General features: G+C 72.3%; 14 protein-coding genes. 4 read left to right on the plus strand and 10 right to left on the minus strand.

Annotation, left to right across the window (positions count from 1 at the left end):
* Positions 1 to 16 precede the first annotated feature (16 nt).
* Positions 17 to 868 carry a formyltetrahydrofolate deformylase gene (gene purU / locus AB0P08_RS10585; RefSeq protein ID WP_187662325.1) on the minus strand — a complete coding sequence of 284 codons (852 nt, stop codon included), beginning with the start codon at positions 866 to 868 and terminating at the stop codon, positions 17 to 19.
* An 83-nt stretch (positions 869 to 951) separates the two neighbouring features.
* On the opposite strand from purU, the gene AB0P08_RS10590 reads away from it, so the two are divergent.
* Both AB0P08_RS10590 and AB0P08_RS10595 read left to right on the plus strand, forming a co-directional pair.
* On the plus strand, positions 952 to 2,166 hold the full coding sequence (locus AB0P08_RS10590) for a cation:proton antiporter (RefSeq protein WP_363589842.1): 1,215 nt from the start codon (positions 952 to 954) through the stop codon (positions 2,164 to 2,166).
* Positions 2,163 to 2,633 carry a glutaminase gene (locus tag AB0P08_RS10595; RefSeq protein WP_363589843.1) on the plus strand — a complete coding sequence of 157 codons (471 nt, stop codon included), beginning with the start codon at positions 2,163 to 2,165 and terminating at the stop codon, positions 2,631 to 2,633. The genes AB0P08_RS10590 and AB0P08_RS10595 overlap by 4 nt, the downstream gene beginning before the upstream one ends.
* 78 nt (positions 2,634 to 2,711) lie before the next feature.
* On the opposite strand, the gene AB0P08_RS10600 is transcribed toward AB0P08_RS10595, so the two are convergent.
* The 5 genes from AB0P08_RS10600 to AB0P08_RS10620 are packed head-to-tail and all read right to left on the minus strand — an operon-like array spanning position 2,712 to position 6,294.
* Positions 2,712 to 2,897 (minus strand): hypothetical protein, encoded by a 186-nt coding sequence (locus AB0P08_RS10600; RefSeq protein ID WP_363589844.1) that lies wholly within the window; start codon positions 2,895 to 2,897, stop codon positions 2,712 to 2,714.
* A gap of 45 nt (positions 2,898 to 2,942) precedes the next feature.
* Positions 2,943 to 3,659, minus strand: a complete 717-nt coding sequence (locus tag AB0P08_RS10605) for a glutamine amidotransferase-related protein (RefSeq protein WP_363589845.1) — start codon at positions 3,657 to 3,659, stop codon at positions 2,943 to 2,945.
* A 40-nt stretch (positions 3,660 to 3,699) separates the two neighbouring features.
* Positions 3,700 to 4,449, minus strand: coding sequence for a substrate-binding domain-containing protein (locus tag AB0P08_RS10610; RefSeq protein WP_363589846.1), 750 nt, complete (start codon positions 4,447 to 4,449; stop codon positions 3,700 to 3,702).
* 10 nt (positions 4,450 to 4,459) lie between these two features.
* Positions 4,460 to 4,735: a hypothetical protein gene (locus AB0P08_RS10615; protein ID WP_363589847.1), complete on the minus strand. Its 276-nt coding sequence runs from the start codon at positions 4,733 to 4,735 to the stop codon at positions 4,460 to 4,462.
* Positions 4,732 to 6,294, minus strand: a complete 1,563-nt coding sequence (locus AB0P08_RS10620) for a PspC domain-containing protein (protein ID WP_363589848.1) — start codon at positions 6,292 to 6,294, stop codon at positions 4,732 to 4,734. Before AB0P08_RS10620 ends, AB0P08_RS10615 begins: the two co-directional genes overlap by 4 nt.
* Positions 6,295 to 6,408: 114 nt before the next feature.
* On the opposite strand from AB0P08_RS10620, the gene AB0P08_RS10625 reads away from it, so the two are divergent.
* Both AB0P08_RS10625 and AB0P08_RS10630 read left to right on the plus strand, forming a co-directional pair.
* On the plus strand, positions 6,409 to 7,635 hold the full coding sequence (locus AB0P08_RS10625; protein ID WP_363589849.1) for an ATP-binding protein: 1,227 nt from the start codon (positions 6,409 to 6,411) through the stop codon (positions 7,633 to 7,635).
* Positions 7,628 to 8,287, plus strand: a complete 660-nt coding sequence (locus AB0P08_RS10630) for a LuxR C-terminal-related transcriptional regulator (RefSeq protein ID WP_363589850.1) — start codon at positions 7,628 to 7,630, stop codon at positions 8,285 to 8,287. Before AB0P08_RS10625 ends, AB0P08_RS10630 begins: the two co-directional genes overlap by 8 nt.
* 6 nt (positions 8,288 to 8,293) lie before the next feature.
* Here the strand turns inward: AB0P08_RS10630 and AB0P08_RS10635 are convergent, their stop codons facing one another.
* The 4 genes from AB0P08_RS10635 to AB0P08_RS10650 form a co-directional block, all read right to left on the minus strand.
* Positions 8,294 to 8,701 (minus strand): DapH/DapD/GlmU-related protein, encoded by a 408-nt coding sequence (locus AB0P08_RS10635; RefSeq protein WP_363589851.1) that lies wholly within the window; start codon positions 8,699 to 8,701, stop codon positions 8,294 to 8,296.
* Between the two features lie 81 nt (positions 8,702 to 8,782).
* On the minus strand, positions 8,783 to 9,556 hold the full coding sequence (locus AB0P08_RS10640) for a DNA-formamidopyrimidine glycosylase family protein (RefSeq protein ID WP_363589852.1): 774 nt from the start codon (positions 9,554 to 9,556) through the stop codon (positions 8,783 to 8,785).
* Positions 9,556 to 10,353, minus strand: a complete 798-nt coding sequence (locus tag AB0P08_RS10645; RefSeq protein WP_363589853.1) for an EI24 domain-containing protein — start codon at positions 10,351 to 10,353, stop codon at positions 9,556 to 9,558. The genes AB0P08_RS10640 and AB0P08_RS10645 overlap by 1 nt, the downstream gene beginning before the upstream one ends.
* Before the next feature lie 46 nt (positions 10,354 to 10,399).
* Positions 10,400 to 14,983 carry an ATP-dependent helicase gene (locus AB0P08_RS10650; protein WP_363589854.1) on the minus strand — a complete coding sequence of 1,528 codons (4,584 nt, stop codon included), beginning with the start codon at positions 14,981 to 14,983 and terminating at the stop codon, positions 10,400 to 10,402.
* Between the last annotated feature and the right edge of the window lie 42 nt (positions 14,984 to 15,025).

Genomic DNA, 15,025 nt, shown 5'->3' on the forward strand with positions numbered 1-15,025 from the left:
GCTGAGCGGCGGAGCGCTACAGGATGACGGTCGAGCGGCCGTGCACGATCACCCGGTCCTCGGCGTGCCACTGCACAGCCCGGGCCAGGACGAGACGCTCGACGTCGGCGCCCCGGCTCTGCAGCTCGGCCGCGGACTCGGAGTGCGTGACCCGCGTGACGTCCTGCTCGATGATCGGCCCCTCGTCGAGGTCGGCCGTGGCGTAGTGCGCCGTGGCACCGATCAGCTTCACGCCGCGCTCCTTCGCCCTGGCGTAGGGGTTCGCGCCGATGAAGGCGGGCAGGAACGAGTGGTGGATGTTGATGACCGGGGCCTCGAGGCGCGTGATGAAGTCGTCGCTGAGGATCTGCATGTACCGGGCGAGCACGACGAGATCGACGTTGCCGCGGAGGAGGTCGAGCTGACGCTCCTCCATCGCCTGCTTGTCCGTCGAGGGGATGTGCACGAACGGCACGCCGAAGGAGCGGACCGCCTCGGCGAGGTCGGGGTGGTTCGAGACGACCATGGTGATGTCGATGTCGAGCTGCCCCCGCTGCGTGCGCCAGAGCAGCTCCATGAGGCAGTGGTCGTACTTCGAGACGAAGATCGCCACGCGCTTGCGCCGGGCGACGTCGTGCAGCGACCACTCCATGCCGAAGCGCTCCGCGACCGCCGCGATGTCGGCCTCCAGGGCGGGGCGCGCGGCGGACAGACCGTCGAGGTGGATGACCGTCCGCTGGAAGAATCGGCCACCCTCGGAGTCGGTCGAGTGCTGGTCGAGCGAGATGATGTTCGCCCCGTGCCGGGCGAGCACGCCGGCGACCGCGGCGACGATGCCGGGCTGGTCGTCGCAGGCGATCAGCAGTCGGGCGGTATCGGGCTGGGTCATGGCTGCTCCTCGGGGTGTGCATCGATTCTGCCGTGTCGCGCCGGCGGGGAGCGAATCGCCCGCGGCATCGCTACCCTGAGACCGTGGATGCGAGCGACGTCGGACTGGTGCTGATCCCGCTGCTGGCGGTGGCCGCACCGCTTCTCGCACGCGGCGTCCGTCCGCTCGTCCGGGTGCCGATCGTCGTGTTCGAGCTCGTCCTCGGCATCCTCGTCGGTCCTGCCGTGCTCGGCTGGGTGGAGCCAGGGCCCCTCCTGGAGAAGCTCAGCGACTTCGGCCTGGCCGTGCTGTTCTTCGTCGCCGGCTCCGAGATCGACTTCCGCCAAGTGGCCGGGAAGCCCCTGGCCCGGGCGTCGCTGGGCTGGCTGCTCAGCGTGCTGCTGGGCATCGGGCTCGGATTCTTCTTCGCCCCGGGCGAGGGCATGGTCGTCATCGGGATCGCGTTGAGCTCGACCGCCCTCGGCACGCTGATGCCGATCCTGCGCGATGCGAAGGAGCTGGACACCCCGTTCGGCCGTGCCATCAGCACCATCGGCGCCGTGGGGGAGTTCCTGCCGCTCATCGCGATCTCGATCTTCCTGAGCACCCGGACGACACCCCTGGCCACGGCGGTGCTGCTGACTTTCGTCGTGCTCGCGGGACTCGCCGTCCTCGTCGCGCACCGGGTGCCGCACGGGCGCCTGCACGGCATCGTGCGTGCGACCCTCCACACCTCCGACCAGTTCGGGGTGCGCTTCGTGATCCTCCTCATCGCGGCCCTCGTCGGCCTCAGCGTGATGCTCGACCTGGACATGCTCCTCGGCGCCTTCGTCGCGGGGGCCATCTGGCGCATCATCATGGCGCGGGCACCCGAGAAGGACGCGGCCGAGGTCGAGAGCAAGATCGAGGGGCTCGCGTTCGGCTTCCTCGTGCCGGTGTTCTTCCTCTACACGGGCGTGACCTTCGACCTGCAGGCGCTGCTGACGTCTCCCTCGGCGATGTCCCTGGTGCCGGTGTTCCTGCTGGCGCTCCTGGTGATCCGCGGGTCGGCCGCCCAGCTCTCCGCCCCGGGGGGCGCCAGCGGGCGTGACCGCGCCGCCCTCGGCCTGCTCGCGGCCACCGGGCTGCCGATCATCGTCGCGGTCACCGCGATCGGCGTGGACCAGGACATGCTCGACTCCGGGACCGCGGCCGCGCTGGTCGGGGCGGGCATGCTGTCGGTGCTCCTGTACCCGCTGATCGGGATGACGCTGCGGGGCGATCGTGCGCAGGTCGCGGGCCCGCGTCTCGCAGGCCAGACCACGCTGGGGGAGCTGTGACCACCGCCTCCGCCCTGCTGACCCAGGCTGTGCAGGATCTCGCCGGCGCACCCCGCGAGGGCCTCGGCGAGGAGAAGGACTCGCGCTGGCGCGGGCGGCGGATCGTCCGTGTCGGCGAGGCCTGGCACCTGGGCGTGATCCTGCTCACCGACACGCATGCCCTGGCGACGGCGGAGGTGCTCCGCGCCGCGGACCCGGGGCGTCGGGGATACAGCGCCGAGTCGGCGCGGGCACGGGCCGAGCGCCGGGCCCTCGCCCTCCGCGGCGGCTTCCATGAGGGGGATGTCGTGCACGTCGGCTGGAGCGTGATCGACGTCGACGCGGTCGACGCCGGAGGCTCCTCCGGTCCGCTTGCGCTCATCGACGGCGTGCCGTCGGTGCGCTGGAGTCAGGCGGGCGGTTTCATGCCGCTGGACGCCTACCTGCGCGAGCGCATCCCGCTGCTCCGCGGTGATGCCCCGGCCTGATCTCAGCCGAACATCTCGGCGTCGACCGTCGCCTCGTCTGTAAGAGCGAGCACATGCGCTCCGACCCACCGCAAGGTGTCAGATCTCTATGCGAGTGGCCCTGTCCGTCAGGCGCCATGGCACCGGAAAATCCGCAATCTTCATGCCATTCGAGGACATGTGACTGACCTCATCGGCATAGGAATCCGCGTCTTCGCGGTTGTCGAAGACGCCGTAGATGCCAGCGTCATCCTCGTCGTCGAACACGATCCATACAGACTTCATCCCTGCATTCTGCCGTCGACGCCACCTCCACGCGCCGGGTATCGCTCAGCCGAACAGCTCGGCGAAGCGGCGGAGCAGGGCGGCGCCCTCGGTGACCGAGGCCGCGAGGACCTCCTGCTGCACCGCGTCGAACTGCGCCGGATCGAAGTACCCCGTCGTGCGGTAGAACGTCATCCGATCGGCGAAGTCGCGCGGCGTCGGCTCGGGATGGAACTGCGCGGCGTACAGGTGCGTCCCCACCCGGTAGGCCTGCACAGGGCAGGCCGCGTTGGTGGCGAGCAGCACGGCCCCCGGCGGAGTCGTCGCGGCGCTCTCCTTATGCGCGGTGAAGACGGTGAGTGCCGGACCGGACGGGCCGAACACGGGATCGACGGCGCCCTCCGGCGTCGTCTCGATGACCGTCGCGCTCGCCGCCTCCGGCATGGTCGTCACGACCTCGCCGCCGAGGAGGCGGGTGAGCACCCCGATGCTGAAGCACGTGAAGAAGGCGGCGATCCGCTGTTCCCGTGCGGCGTGGGCGAGCGTCTCCAGGTCGGCCTCCACGCGTCGCTGCACCGCAGTCTTCTCGGCGTCGGTGACATTGAACGGCGAACCGCCGATGACGACGCCGCGGTACCGGTCGAGATGGGCCGGAGTCAGCGGCTCGTGCAGCAGATCGAGACGATCGACCACGTCGACTCCCAGGGCCCGCCGGAACGAGGCGTGCTCGGCATCAGCCGCCCCGGTCTCGGGTCGCACGCAGACGTAGAGAAGCGAGGCCATCAGGCGATTCTAACGAGGGGGAACGTCCGGTCCTGACGGCTCAGCGGGACGAGTTCGCCGTGCGTCCTCGGACGATCCCGACGAACGTCTCGACGTCGGGTGTGGTCCGGTCGCGCGGCCAGGCGAGGGCCACGGTCGACACCGGGCCGTCGGCGAGGACCCGGTAGTCGGCGTCCTTCCGGTGGTGCAGTCGGGCCAGTGACATCGGCACGAGGACGATCCCGACACCCGTCGCCGCCGTGGCGATCGCGTCGGCGGTCGACAGGGGTCCGACGCGTGCGGGGATGGTGCCCGGCACCTCCACCGGCCCGAGCACGTCGTCGGACAGGGAGTGCAGCACTTCGCCGTCGAGGTCGGCGGTCGTCAGCTCGTCCGCCGCGAGCAGGTGCGAATCGGTCGAGGTCACCACCACCGGTACCTCGTCGTACAGCGGGATCACGTGCAGGGCGTCGTCGTCCAGCGGGAGGCGCACGACGGCGGCGTCGAGATCGTCGAGCGCCTCTCGCTGCCCGGCGACCTCGATCGCGACGAGCTCGAGGGCCACGTGGGGCAGGCGCCGCTTCCACGTGTCGATCCACTTGCCCGGCGTCGCTCCGGGCACGGCGCCGAGGCGGAACGTCCGCGGCTCCTCGGGTGCGGCGGTCGGAGCGTCGAACACGACCTTCTCGGCGCGGGGTGAGCGGCGCGGAGCCGGCTTCCCCTGGCGTGAGCCGCCGCCCGCGGCACGGCCCCGGTGGGCGGGTGAGCCCTTGCCGGAGCCTTTCGCGGGTCGTCGTCCCTGGTGCGCCATGGGATCCAGGCTACTCGGGGTCGTCCGACTCCTCGGTGGGGGACTTCCGCTGAGCCCGGCGGACCAGTCCGGCGACACCGCCCACGAGGAACAGGGCCCCCGCGGTGAGGAGCACGATCGTGAGCAGGGTGGCCGGGGTCATCGTCCCCACGCCGTCGGCCAGCGCGGCACGGCGATCCGGGTCTGTGAGGAACCACAGCGACCCCGCGGCGATCGCGGCGAAGGTCGTGCCCCAGATGATGGATGCCCAACGCACCCGCGGTGCGGTGATGGTCTCGGTGCTCATTCCTGGCCCTCCTCGGGCTCCTGCAGGGTCACGACGATGAGGCCGCTGGCCTGGTCGATGGTCACGGGCTGGATCGTTGAGGGACTGCCCTCCTCGGCGGAGATGTTCGCGGAGATGACGTTCTCGTCGCCCCGCGGCGTCGCGGAGATGACGCCGGAGTCCATGACCATCGGATCGTCCGGGTCGACGCGGAGCCAGCTCACCTCCACGCCGTCGCCGACGGTGCCGCGCAACTGCAGCTGGACCCCGGCGTCGACGAAGATCTCGGTCCGCCCCGAGCCCTTCTCGATCTCGATGGGGCGGGGGCCGCCGTCGTGCCGGTGGAGCTGCAGGTACAGGTCGCCGAACGGCTGTCGGACGTGCGCCTCCTGGTTGTTCGTGAGCGAGGCGTACCCGAGGGTGAGACCGGGCATCGTGGACAGGAAGCCCGTGAGGAGACCCGCGGCCAGCGTCAGCACGGTGAGGAAGGCCAGGGCGCCACTGCGGCGACGAAGGGCTCCGGCCGTGATCATCGCCAGGGCCAGGACCAGTGCGCCGGACAACAGCCCCAGCGCGCCGCCGAGGGCTTCACCGACGGCGAGTCCCACGCCGGCGCCGACGACGATCGCGAGTCCGAGGGCGGTCATGACGAAGGCGAAGCCGGCGCGCGGATTCGACGCGCGGCGGACACGTCGGCGCTCCGCGGCTGCGGCGGCGAACACGGCCGCCTCAACCTGACGCTCCCGGCGGAGCTGGTCGCGTGCGGCGCGCTCCGCATCCTGCTGCTGGCGGCGCCAGGCCTGATCCTGCTCCTTCCAGGCGGCGTGCTGGGCGCGCCAGGCCTCCAATGCGGCGGGGTCCTGGGTCCCCGGAGGCAGGGGGGCCGGAGGGGCGGGGATGGCGAGGACGTCGCGCCCGACGGCGTCGGCGAGCGGTAGCGAGACCGGCGTGTCCGTCGCCTGGGAAGGAATGGCGTCCGCCCCCGTGGCGGGACCCGAACCCGCGTCGGGGGCGGACGCGGCCGGGGCCGCCGGATCTGCGGAAGCCCCTGCCGGATCCGGCGCGGAAGCGCCCGGAGTGCGGCGCGCGGCACGCACGATGAGGAAGAGCAAGGCGGCAGCGAGCACGAGCCCGACCACCCAGGCGACCGTCGACAGTGCCGACCAGCCGTCGTAGCCCAGTCCGAACAGGCGTCCGTCGAGCGGAGCCGTCGGGAAGAGGCCGATCACGGCGAGGGCGAGGATGCCGAGCTGCACGGGGGCGTACCGGCGCTGCAGCAGATCACGCAGATGCACGCGGCCGTCGACGTCCGGCAGCACGGCCCAGGCGAGGGCGTACAGGAACAGGGCCGGAAGACCGAAGAGGGCCGCGACGACGAGGACTCCGCGCACGATCAGCGGATCGATGCGGAGTCGGATCGCGATGCCGGCGGCCACGCCACCCAGCCAGCCGTCCGTGCGCACCACGCCGAGGCCGGCGACCCACAGCAGGAACCGGTCGGCGCCGCGCGGTCGGCGGGGGGCATCCGGTGCCGACGCCTCGTGGTCGGCGGGCGGTGGCGGAGCGGTCGGAATCGTCATGAGTCGATCCTCGCGGTCGGCGGCGCCGTGGGGCCATGGGGGGATCCCCTGAGCACACCCTGATTCCGCGCCGGGGAGGTCCCGGAGAGGGGAGGCGGATGATTGGATGACGGTATGCCCTCCGCCGTCTCCACGCTCCCCGGCCCCGCGCCGGCGACTGTGCGTCCGGCCCTGACCCGCGACCGCGACGCTCTCGTGGCCGGAGTGAGCGCCGGGCTCGCGCGGCACCTCGGAGTGCACGCGGGCCTGGTGCGGGCGCTGTTCGTCGCCCTGACGCTCTGCGGGGGTGCGGGCGTGCTCCTGTACGCCTGGTGCTGGACCTTCATGCCGTGGACGGAGGGGACGACGGCGCCGACGCGTCGCCTCCCGGTCGCCTGGCTCCTGCTGGTCCCCGCGGCCGTCGGCGCCCTCGTCGTCGTGGTGTGGCGCGGGGGCAGCGACTGGCTGAACGGCTCGATCCCTCCGGGGACGGCGGCCGTGGTGGTCGGCGGGACCACGCTGTGCGCGACCGCCTCCGGGCTGTGGGCGACGCTCATCGATCGAACCGACACGGCCCGCGGTCCTCGGCACACCACCACCGTCCGCATCCTCGCGGTGCTCATCCTCGGCCTCGTGGTCCTCCTGCTCCTCTCGTGGCCGATCGCGCGCTCGGGTGTCGTGCTCGTGCTGCTCCCGCTGGCCGGGCTGGTGGCGGTGGTGGCCTCGGCCCTCATCCCGCGCTGGCGGGAGCTGGCGGGGGAGCGCGTGCGTCGCATCCGGGAGGAGCAGCGCAGCGTCATGGCCGCCCACCTGCACGACTCGGTGCTGCAGACGCTCGCCCTCATCCAGAACCGGGCCGGAGCGTCGAGCGAGGCGGCACGGTTGGCCCGTGCACAGGAGCGGGAGCTGCGCGCGTGGCTGTACGACGGCGACGCCCCGGCCGACAGCGACCTGCCGACCGACCTGCGGGACTACGCCGGAGCGCTCGAGATCGACCACCCGGTCCGGATCGAGGTGGTCTCCGCCGGGCTGTCGGCGGAGCGGGCGAGCGGGGAACTGGCAGCCGCAGCACGGGAGGCGATGCTGAACGCCGCCCGGCACGCGGGCGGCGAGATCTCCGTGTACATCGAGGGTCGGGTCGACGGCGTCGACGTGTTCGTCCGAGACCGCGGTCCCGGATTCCGGCTCGACGAGGTGCCGGGCGACCGTCTGGGCGTGCGGGAGTCGATCATCGGGCGCCTGCGTCGCGCGGGTGGCACGGGTTCGGTGCGCAGCGACGACGCCGGTACCGAGGTGCATCTGCGCCTGCCCACCGTCTCGTCCCCGGAGCGGGGCGCCGGCCGACAGGAGCCCCGTGGCTGACCGCCTCCGCGTCGTGATCGTCGACGACCACTCCATCTTCCGCTCAGGCCTGCGGGCCGACCTCGATGCGAGCGTCGAGGTCGTGGGGGAGGCCGCAGACGTGCCCACGGCGATCGCCGTGATCGCGGAGACGGCGCCCGACGTGGTGCTCCTCGATGTGCACCTTCCGGGCGGCGAGGGTGACGACGCGACCGGCGGGGAAGCCGTGATCCGAGGGACGGGACCGACGACGACGCGATTCCTCGCGCTGAGCGTCTCCGATGCGGCGGCCGACGTCGTGCGGGTGATCCGGGCCGGTGCACGCGGCTACATCACGAAGGGCTCCTCGGGCCGCGAGGTGAGCGCCGCCGTGCATGCCGTCGCCGAGGGGGACGCGGTGTTCTCCCCGCGGCTCGCGGGATTCGTGCTCGACGCGTTCGGCGCCGTGGCCGGCGAGACCGCCACCGCGACGGACGAACTCGACCGCCTCTCCTCGCGCGAGCAGGAGGTGATGCGGCTGATCGCCCGCGGCTATGCCTACAAGGAGGTCGCCGCAGCCCTCTTCATCTCGATCAAGACCGTCGAGACGCACGTTTCGTCGGTGCTGCGCAAGCTGCAACTCTCCTCCCGCCACGAGCTCACCGCCTGGGCGTCGGAGCGGCGCCTGCTCTGAGAGCGGTCAGGCCGCCAGCCAGAGGCCCTTCTGATCGGTGGCGACGGTGAGTCCCGCCGCGACCGTCTCGTCGTCGCCGATGCGGGCGCCTCGCACGATGCGGGCCCCGGCGCCGATGTCGGTGCGGACGCCGACGTGCGCGTGATCGCCGATCGCTGCGCCCTGCCCGACGTGCGCGTGGGCGTCGATGTACGCGCCCTCGCCGATCACGGCGTCCTCGTCCACCCACGCACCGCGGGCGACGATGGCCCCCGCTCCGACGCGTGCTCCCGGTTCGATGTAGGCCCCCGCCTCGATGTGCGCCTTCGGATGCACCTTGGCGCCATGCGCGACGAGACCGCGACCGTTGGCGTGCTTGCGGTACCGCAGCGTCGCTCCGTGGTCGTTCTCGATGTCGACGTAGTTCTTGCCCACGATTCCTCCCGTGCTCCGGAGTTCTCCGGATATATCAACAACCACGAGAGGGGGAGATTCATTCCCGCGGATGGATACCGCTCAGCGCTGGCACCGGGGGCACCAGAACGTGATCCGCTCTCGGGTGGGATCCGCCCCCAGCTCGCCGCGACGGATGAGCGTTCCGCAGCGTCGGCAGGGGCGTCCGGCGCGTCCGTAGACCCACGTGGACTGCCCCGGGCGGTCGATGCCGGTGAAGGTGCGGTTGCGGCGGTCGCGGTTCGCGCGGATGGTCCGCACGCCCAGGTCGAGGAGGGCGGCCACGTCGACCTCGGGACTCGGCGTGGTCGGCAGGATTCCGCGGAGGAACAGGAGTTCTGCCGCGTACTCGTTGCCGAACCCCGCGACGTTGCGCTGATCGAGCAGGGCGACGTGGATGGCCCGGGTGTCGGCGCCGAGCCGCCGTGCGGCCTCGATCGGGTCCCAGTCGGCCGCGAGCGGGTCGGGGCCGAGGTAGCCGACGAGGTCGTCCTCGTCGCGGGTGGGGACGACCTCGACTTCGGCGATGTCCACGCCCACGGCCTCGCGTTCGGCCGTGCCGACGATCGCCCGCACCTTGAACGCGGGATGCCGCCACTTCTCACCGGGCCGGTACACGAACCACGCACCGTCCATGCGCAGATGCGAATGGAGCGTGCTCTCGCCGATCCGCAGCAGCAGGTGCTTCCCGCGGGGGACGGCGCCCTGCACCCGCTGGCCGGTCAGATCGAGGGTCGCGAAGCGCGGAACGCGGAGGTCGAAGCGCGTGACCTCCCCGCCGGCGAGGGCCTCGTCCAGGCGGCGTGCGGTACGGAAGACGGTATCGCCCTCGGGCATCAGGCGATCCCGGGTGTGCGGTCGTGCGGCACGGCCGCCGGCGCCGTCGGCTGGGCGGCGGCGAGTGGGGTGCGGGCCTGCATGTCTCGCGCCAGCATCGTGCTCCCCGCGACCGCGGCCGGCATCACGGCGACGGCGCCCCCGGGGATCAGGAAGCACAGCTGGGTCGCGACGCCGAAGCCGAGCACGCGGGCGCGACTGCCGGAGAACAGCGCGGCGCGCGCGGCGGGGCTGAGGTCACGGGCGTCGAAGGCGCGACCGGTCAGCTCCCGCGCCAGCAGGCGGCCCGTGAGGACGACACCGGAGACCGCTCCGAGGACACCGCCGACGCCGGGCACCAGACCGATGAGGAGCACGAGGAGCGCGATCAGGATGCCGAGCACGACGAGCCGGAGGCCCTCGCCGACGGTCGTCCAGAAGCTGCCGCCATCCGCAGGAGGCGGGTCGCCGAGGTCCTTCTCGACGGCGTGCCAGATGCGCTGGTAGAACGGGTCGCCGATCGTGAGGGTGAGAGCGCTGAACACGGAGCTGGCCAGAGCGAGTGCGGCGGCGACCACGACGAGGCCGACCGCGGTCCGCAGGACGCCGCGCCAGGGCTCCACCCAGCCGTCGGCGAACGGGGTGAGCCAGGCTGCCAGCGAGGGCATCGACAGGATCAGCGGCACGAGGACGGCGGCGAGGAGGACGAGCGCGATGATCGCGGGGACGAGCCCGAGCGCCATCAGCCCCGGACGGGTGCGCCACACGCCGAACCCGCGGAACAGGGTGCGGACGCCGGCGGCGAACTCTCGGATCATGGCTCCAGGGTAGGGGTGGGTCGGTGGTGGTCGTGGTCAGGCCGGGTTAGACGGCCTTGCGGAGGGTGAAGCCGCGCGGTGTCTGCACGAAGCCCGCCTCCTGCAGAGCCCGCCCGAGGATCGTGCCGTACACCCCCTCGCCGTTCACCTTCTCGACGGTCAGGGTGTCGAGGCGGCGGTCCCTGGCTGTCGTCGCGAGGTCGGCGGCGGCGGCCTGCAGCACCTCCTCGTCGTCCGTGAAGCACAGCACGGTCCGTCCGCCGCGCTCGAGCGACAGAACGAGCGCGCCGTCGACGAGCACCACGAGCCCGCCGGCCTTGCGCCCCGGGCGATGCGAGACGCCCTCGAGTTTCGGCCACCCGAGCGCCGCGCCGTAGGGGTTCGCGGGGTCGGTGGCCGCCAGGGTGACGGCCTTCCGCGGCGGCGGATCGGCGAGACCGGCGTAGGTCCGCAGACGGTCGACCGTGGCCGATGCCGCGAACTGTGCGGCGCCGAGCTTCTCGATCACGTAACCGCGGCGGCAGTGCCCCGCCTCCTCGAACCCGGCCAGCACACGGTACGCCTGCGCGAAACCGCCAGGCACGCCCTCCGACTGCACGGCCCCGCGGGTGACGACGCCATACCGGTCGAGGAGCAGGCCGGCGGTGACGGTCGCGCGGCGCGCCGGGTCGGTCTCGACCTCGGGGAGCAACGACCAGCGTCCGCCGACCGATGTCGGTCGAGGAGCCGTGCGCGTGAGGGACATGCCGCGGTAGGTGCGCGCACGCGGAGCACGGCGCTTGACCTTATGGGCCTGGGAGCCGCCGGTCAGCAGCGAGCGGATCGGCGCGAACGTGTCGTTCGTCACATGCCCCGACCAGGTCAGAGACCACAGCGCCTCCAGCACGGACTGCTCGTTCTCGGCGCCGGTCATCTCCTTGAGCTGCGCCGCGAAGTAGGCGCCGCCCGCCGCGAGGGCCGCGAGGAGGCGCGCTTCCAGCGACTCCGCGGCGATCTCCGCGTCCGGATCGGGCAGCGTGAACGGGGCGAGATCGGCGGGGTGGAGCGAGACCCATCCGTCGCGCCCGGGGAGCGTGCCGTGTCCGGACCAGATCACCTCGCCCGCGGCCGTGAGCTCGTCGAGCATCGCCGGGGTGTAGTCGCGCACCCGCGATGGCAGGACGAGCGACTCCCAGGCGCTGGCCGGGATCGGGACGCCGGCGAACTGCTCGATCACCGTGAGCACGCCGTCGATGCCCTCCAGGGGGCGACCGAGATGCTGCCAGTCCGGAAGGAATCGCGCGTACGCCTCGGGCGAGACGGGTTCGACGGATCCGCGGATCGCCGCGAGCGACCGCATGCGCAGCCGCCGCAGGACCTCGGTGTCGCACCACTCGATGTCGTCGCCGCTGCCGGCCGCGGTGGGGAGGAAGTACCCGCTCGTGAGGCGGCCGTTCGTCTCCAGGCGCTGCAGAGTGTGTCGGGCGACGGCGGCGCCGAGGCCGAACCGCTCGGCGACGGCCGTGGTCGTGAAGGGGCCGTGGGTGCGGGCATGACGGGCCACGAGGTCGCCGAGAGGATCCGCCAGGGGCTCGAGGAATGCGACGGGGATGCCGGTCGGCAGGGCCGCCCCGAGCGCATCGCGCAGGCGCCCCGCGTCTTCGATCGCGGCGACCCTGGACACCCCGGCGATCGTGACCGGGATGGCCCGTCGCGCGGTCACGAGGTCGTCGAGCAGTGCCGCCGCGGTCGTCCCGTCGGTGGAGTCGGGATCGAGGCGCGCGGCGACCTCGTCAGCGTCGAGCGGGCCGAGCAGCCGGAGGAGGTCGGCGACGCCCTCCAGGCCGCGCGCCCGGCGTTCCGGATCGAGCCGCTGGGCCTCGCGCTCGAACTGGGCGATGACGTCGGGGTCGAGGAGCTCGCGCAGCTCGACCGTGCCCAGCAGCTCGCCCAGCAGCGCCGGGTCGACGGAGAGAGCGGCGGCGCGGCGTTCCGCGAGCGGTGAGTCGCCCTCGTACATGAACGCCCCGACGTAGCCGAAGAGGAGGTCGCGCGCGAAGGGCGACGGCTGCCCCGGCTGCGTCTCGACGAGGCGGATGCGGCGGTCGGCGATGCTCGTCGCGAGCTTGCGCAGCGACGGCAGATCGTAGACGTCCTGCAGCACCTCGCGCAGGGTCTCCAGGATGACGGGGAAGGTGGGATGGCGTCGCGCGACCTCGAGGAGTTGCGCCGAGCGCTGGCGCTGTTGCCACAGCGGCGTCCGGCGGTTGGGGTTCGTGCGCGGCATGAGCAGGGCCCGCGCGGCGCACTCGCGGAACCGGGAGGCGAAGAGCGCCGAGCCGCCGACCTCCTGCGTGACGAGCTGTTCGAGCTCATCCGGATCGAAGACGAACAGCTCCGCGCCGGGCGGTTCCGACTCGGCGTCGGGGATGCGGACGATGATGCCGTCGTCGCTCGCCACCGCGGAGCCCTCGACGCCGAGGCGCTCTCGCACCCGTGCGTTGATCGCCAGCGCCCACGGCGCATGCACCTTCATGCCGTACGGGGAATGGAGGATGACGCGCCAGTCGCCGACCTCGTCGTGTCCGCGCTCGACGGTCAGCGTGCGGTCCGTCGGCAGGGTGCCCGTGGCCTCCCGCTGCTCGGAGAGGTGGGCGAGGAGGTTCGCGCGCGCCTGTTCGTCGAGTCCGGCGGCGATGAGGCGCTGCTCCGCCTTCTCCGGCTTCGCCGCGGACACCTCGCGGGAGAACGCCCCCAGTGCCTCGCCCAGCTCGAACGGACGCCCGATGCCGTCGCCGTGCCAGAACGGGACCTTTCCCGGCTGGCCGTAGGCGGGGATGACGTTGACCCGGTCGTGGGTGATCTCGGCGATGCGCCAGCTCGTGGTCCCCAGGGTGAACACGTCGCCGACGCGGGACTCGTAGACCATCTCCTCGTCGAGCTCGCCCACTCGGGCGCCCGTGGACTCGCCCGCCACGAAGACGCCGAAGAGCCCGCGGTCGGGGATGGTGCCGCCGCTGGTGACCGCGATCCGCTGTGCGCCCGGGCGGCCGGTGAGCGTGCCGGCATCGCGATCCCAGACGAGTCGCGGCCGCAGCTCGGCGAACTCGTCGGAGGGGAAACGGCCGGCCAGCAGGTCGAGCGTGGCCTCGTAGGCGGAACGGGGGAGTGACTGGAAGGGGGCGGAACGACGGACGGTCTCGAACCACTCCTCGACGCTGATGGCGCCGAGGGCGCTGGCCGCGACGGTCTGCTGGGCGAGGATGTCGAGCGGATTCCGCGGCACCTGGATCGCCTCGATCTTCCCCGCCAGCATCCGCTCTGTCACGATCGCGGTGTGCAGCACGTCGCCGCGGTGCTTGGGGAACAGGGCCGCGCGGCTGATCTCGCCGACCTGATGCCCGGCGCGACCCACGCGCTGGAGTCCGGAGGCCGCGGACGGCGGCGCCTCCACCTGGATCACGAGGTCGACGGCGCCCATGTCGATGCCGAGCTCCAGGCTGCTCGTGGCGACGACGCACCGGAGCACGCCCGACTTCAGCTCCTCCTCGACCTGCGCACGCTGCTCTTTCGACACCGAGCCGTGGTGGGCCTTGGCGAGCACGGGATCGGCACCCGCGGTGGACCCGGCCTGCGCCATCATCGCAGCGGGCACGGTCGGCTCCGGAAGCGCGACGCCGATCCGCTCCGCGTAGATCTCGTTCAACCGTCCGGTCAGCCGTTCGGCGAGGCGGCGGGAGTTCGCGAAGACGATGGTCGAGTTGTTCTGGAGGATGCGGTCGACGATCGCCTCCTCGACGTGCGGCCACACCGACCCGGTGACCTCGGTGTACTCCGCGTCGATGCCCGGCGCCTCCGGCGGGGCCCCGGGGGGCGGCGGCGGGTTGGTCATGTCGTCCATCGGCACGACGACGCCGAGTTCGAAGGTCTTCGATGCCGGCGGGGCGACGATCTCGACTGGATCACCGCCGCCGAGGAAGCGCGCCACTTCGTCGATGGGGCGCACGGTGGCGGACAGGCCGATCCGCTGCGCTGCGGTCTCCGCGCCGTGGGAGCGACGGAGGGCGTCGAGGCGCTCCAGGCTCACCGCGAGGTGCGCGCCGCGCTTGGTGGCGGCGACGGCGTGCACCTCGTCGATGATGACGGTGTGCACGTCGCGCAGCGTCTCGCCCGCCCTGCTCGTGAGCATCAGGTACAGCGACTCGGGCGTGGTGATGAGGATGTCGGGCGGATCGGACACGAGCTTGCGCCGATCGCTCGATGTCGTGTCGCCCGAGCGCACGCCCACCGTGATGCCGGGGGCGGTGAGGCCGAGCCGCCGGGCGGACTGCCCGATGCCGATGAGCGGCGAACGCAGGTTGCGCTCCACGTCCACGCCGAGGGCCTTGAGCGGGGAGATGTAGAGGATCCGCGTCCGGGACCCGTCCTTCTTCGGCTCCTCCGGCGCGTCGGCGCGCTCGCGGAACACGCTGTCGATGGCCCAGAGGAACGCCGACAGCGTCTTGCCGGATCCTGTCGGCGCCACGACGAGGGCATGCTTGCCGGCGGAGATCGCCTCCCACGCGCCCGCCTGGGCCGGTGTGGGTGCGGTGAAGGCACCCCGGAACCAGTCCTGTGTGGCCGGGGTGAAGCGGTCGAGCACGTCGCTCATGCCTCCATCATTCCCGACCCCACAGACATCCGGCTCGGACCT

This window comes from Microbacterium meiriae, from assembly GCF_040686935.1.
Classification (GTDB): Bacteria; Actinomycetota; Actinomycetes; order Actinomycetales; family Microbacteriaceae; genus Microbacterium; species Microbacterium meiriae.

What these genes read in the sequence shown, in the direction of transcription:
- AB0P08_RS10640 (WP_363589852.1), bottom strand. Translation starts at nt 9,556, where the DNA reads ATGCCCGAGGGCGATACCGTCTTCCGTACCGCACGCCGCCTGGACGAG.
- AB0P08_RS10645 (WP_363589853.1), bottom strand. Translation starts at nt 10,353, where the DNA reads ATGATCCGAGAGTTCGCCGCCGGCGTCCGCACCCTGTTCCGCGGGTTC.
- AB0P08_RS10610 (WP_363589846.1), bottom strand. Translation starts at nt 4,449, where the DNA reads ATGGCGCACCAGGGACGACGACCCGCGAAAGGCTCCGGCAAGGGCTCA.
- AB0P08_RS10620 (WP_363589848.1), bottom strand. Translation starts at nt 6,294, where the DNA reads ATGACGATTCCGACCGCTCCGCCACCGCCCGCCGACCACGAGGCGTCG.
- AB0P08_RS10615 (WP_363589847.1), bottom strand. Translation starts at nt 4,735, where the DNA reads ATGAGCACCGAGACCATCACCGCACCGCGGGTGCGTTGGGCATCCATC.
- purU (WP_187662325.1), bottom strand. Translation starts at nt 868, where the DNA reads ATGACCCAGCCCGATACCGCCCGACTGCTGATCGCCTGCGACGACCAG.
- AB0P08_RS10605 (WP_363589845.1), bottom strand. Translation starts at nt 3,659, where the DNA reads ATGGCCTCGCTTCTCTACGTCTGCGTGCGACCCGAGACCGGGGCGGCT.
- AB0P08_RS10650 (WP_363589854.1), bottom strand. Translation starts at nt 14,983, where the DNA reads ATGAGCGACGTGCTCGACCGCTTCACCCCGGCCACACAGGACTGGTTC.
- AB0P08_RS10625 (WP_363589849.1), top strand. Translation starts at nt 6,409, where the DNA reads ATGCCCTCCGCCGTCTCCACGCTCCCCGGCCCCGCGCCGGCGACTGTG.
- AB0P08_RS10600 (WP_363589844.1), bottom strand. Translation starts at nt 2,897, where the DNA reads ATGAAGTCTGTATGGATCGTGTTCGACGACGAGGATGACGCTGGCATC.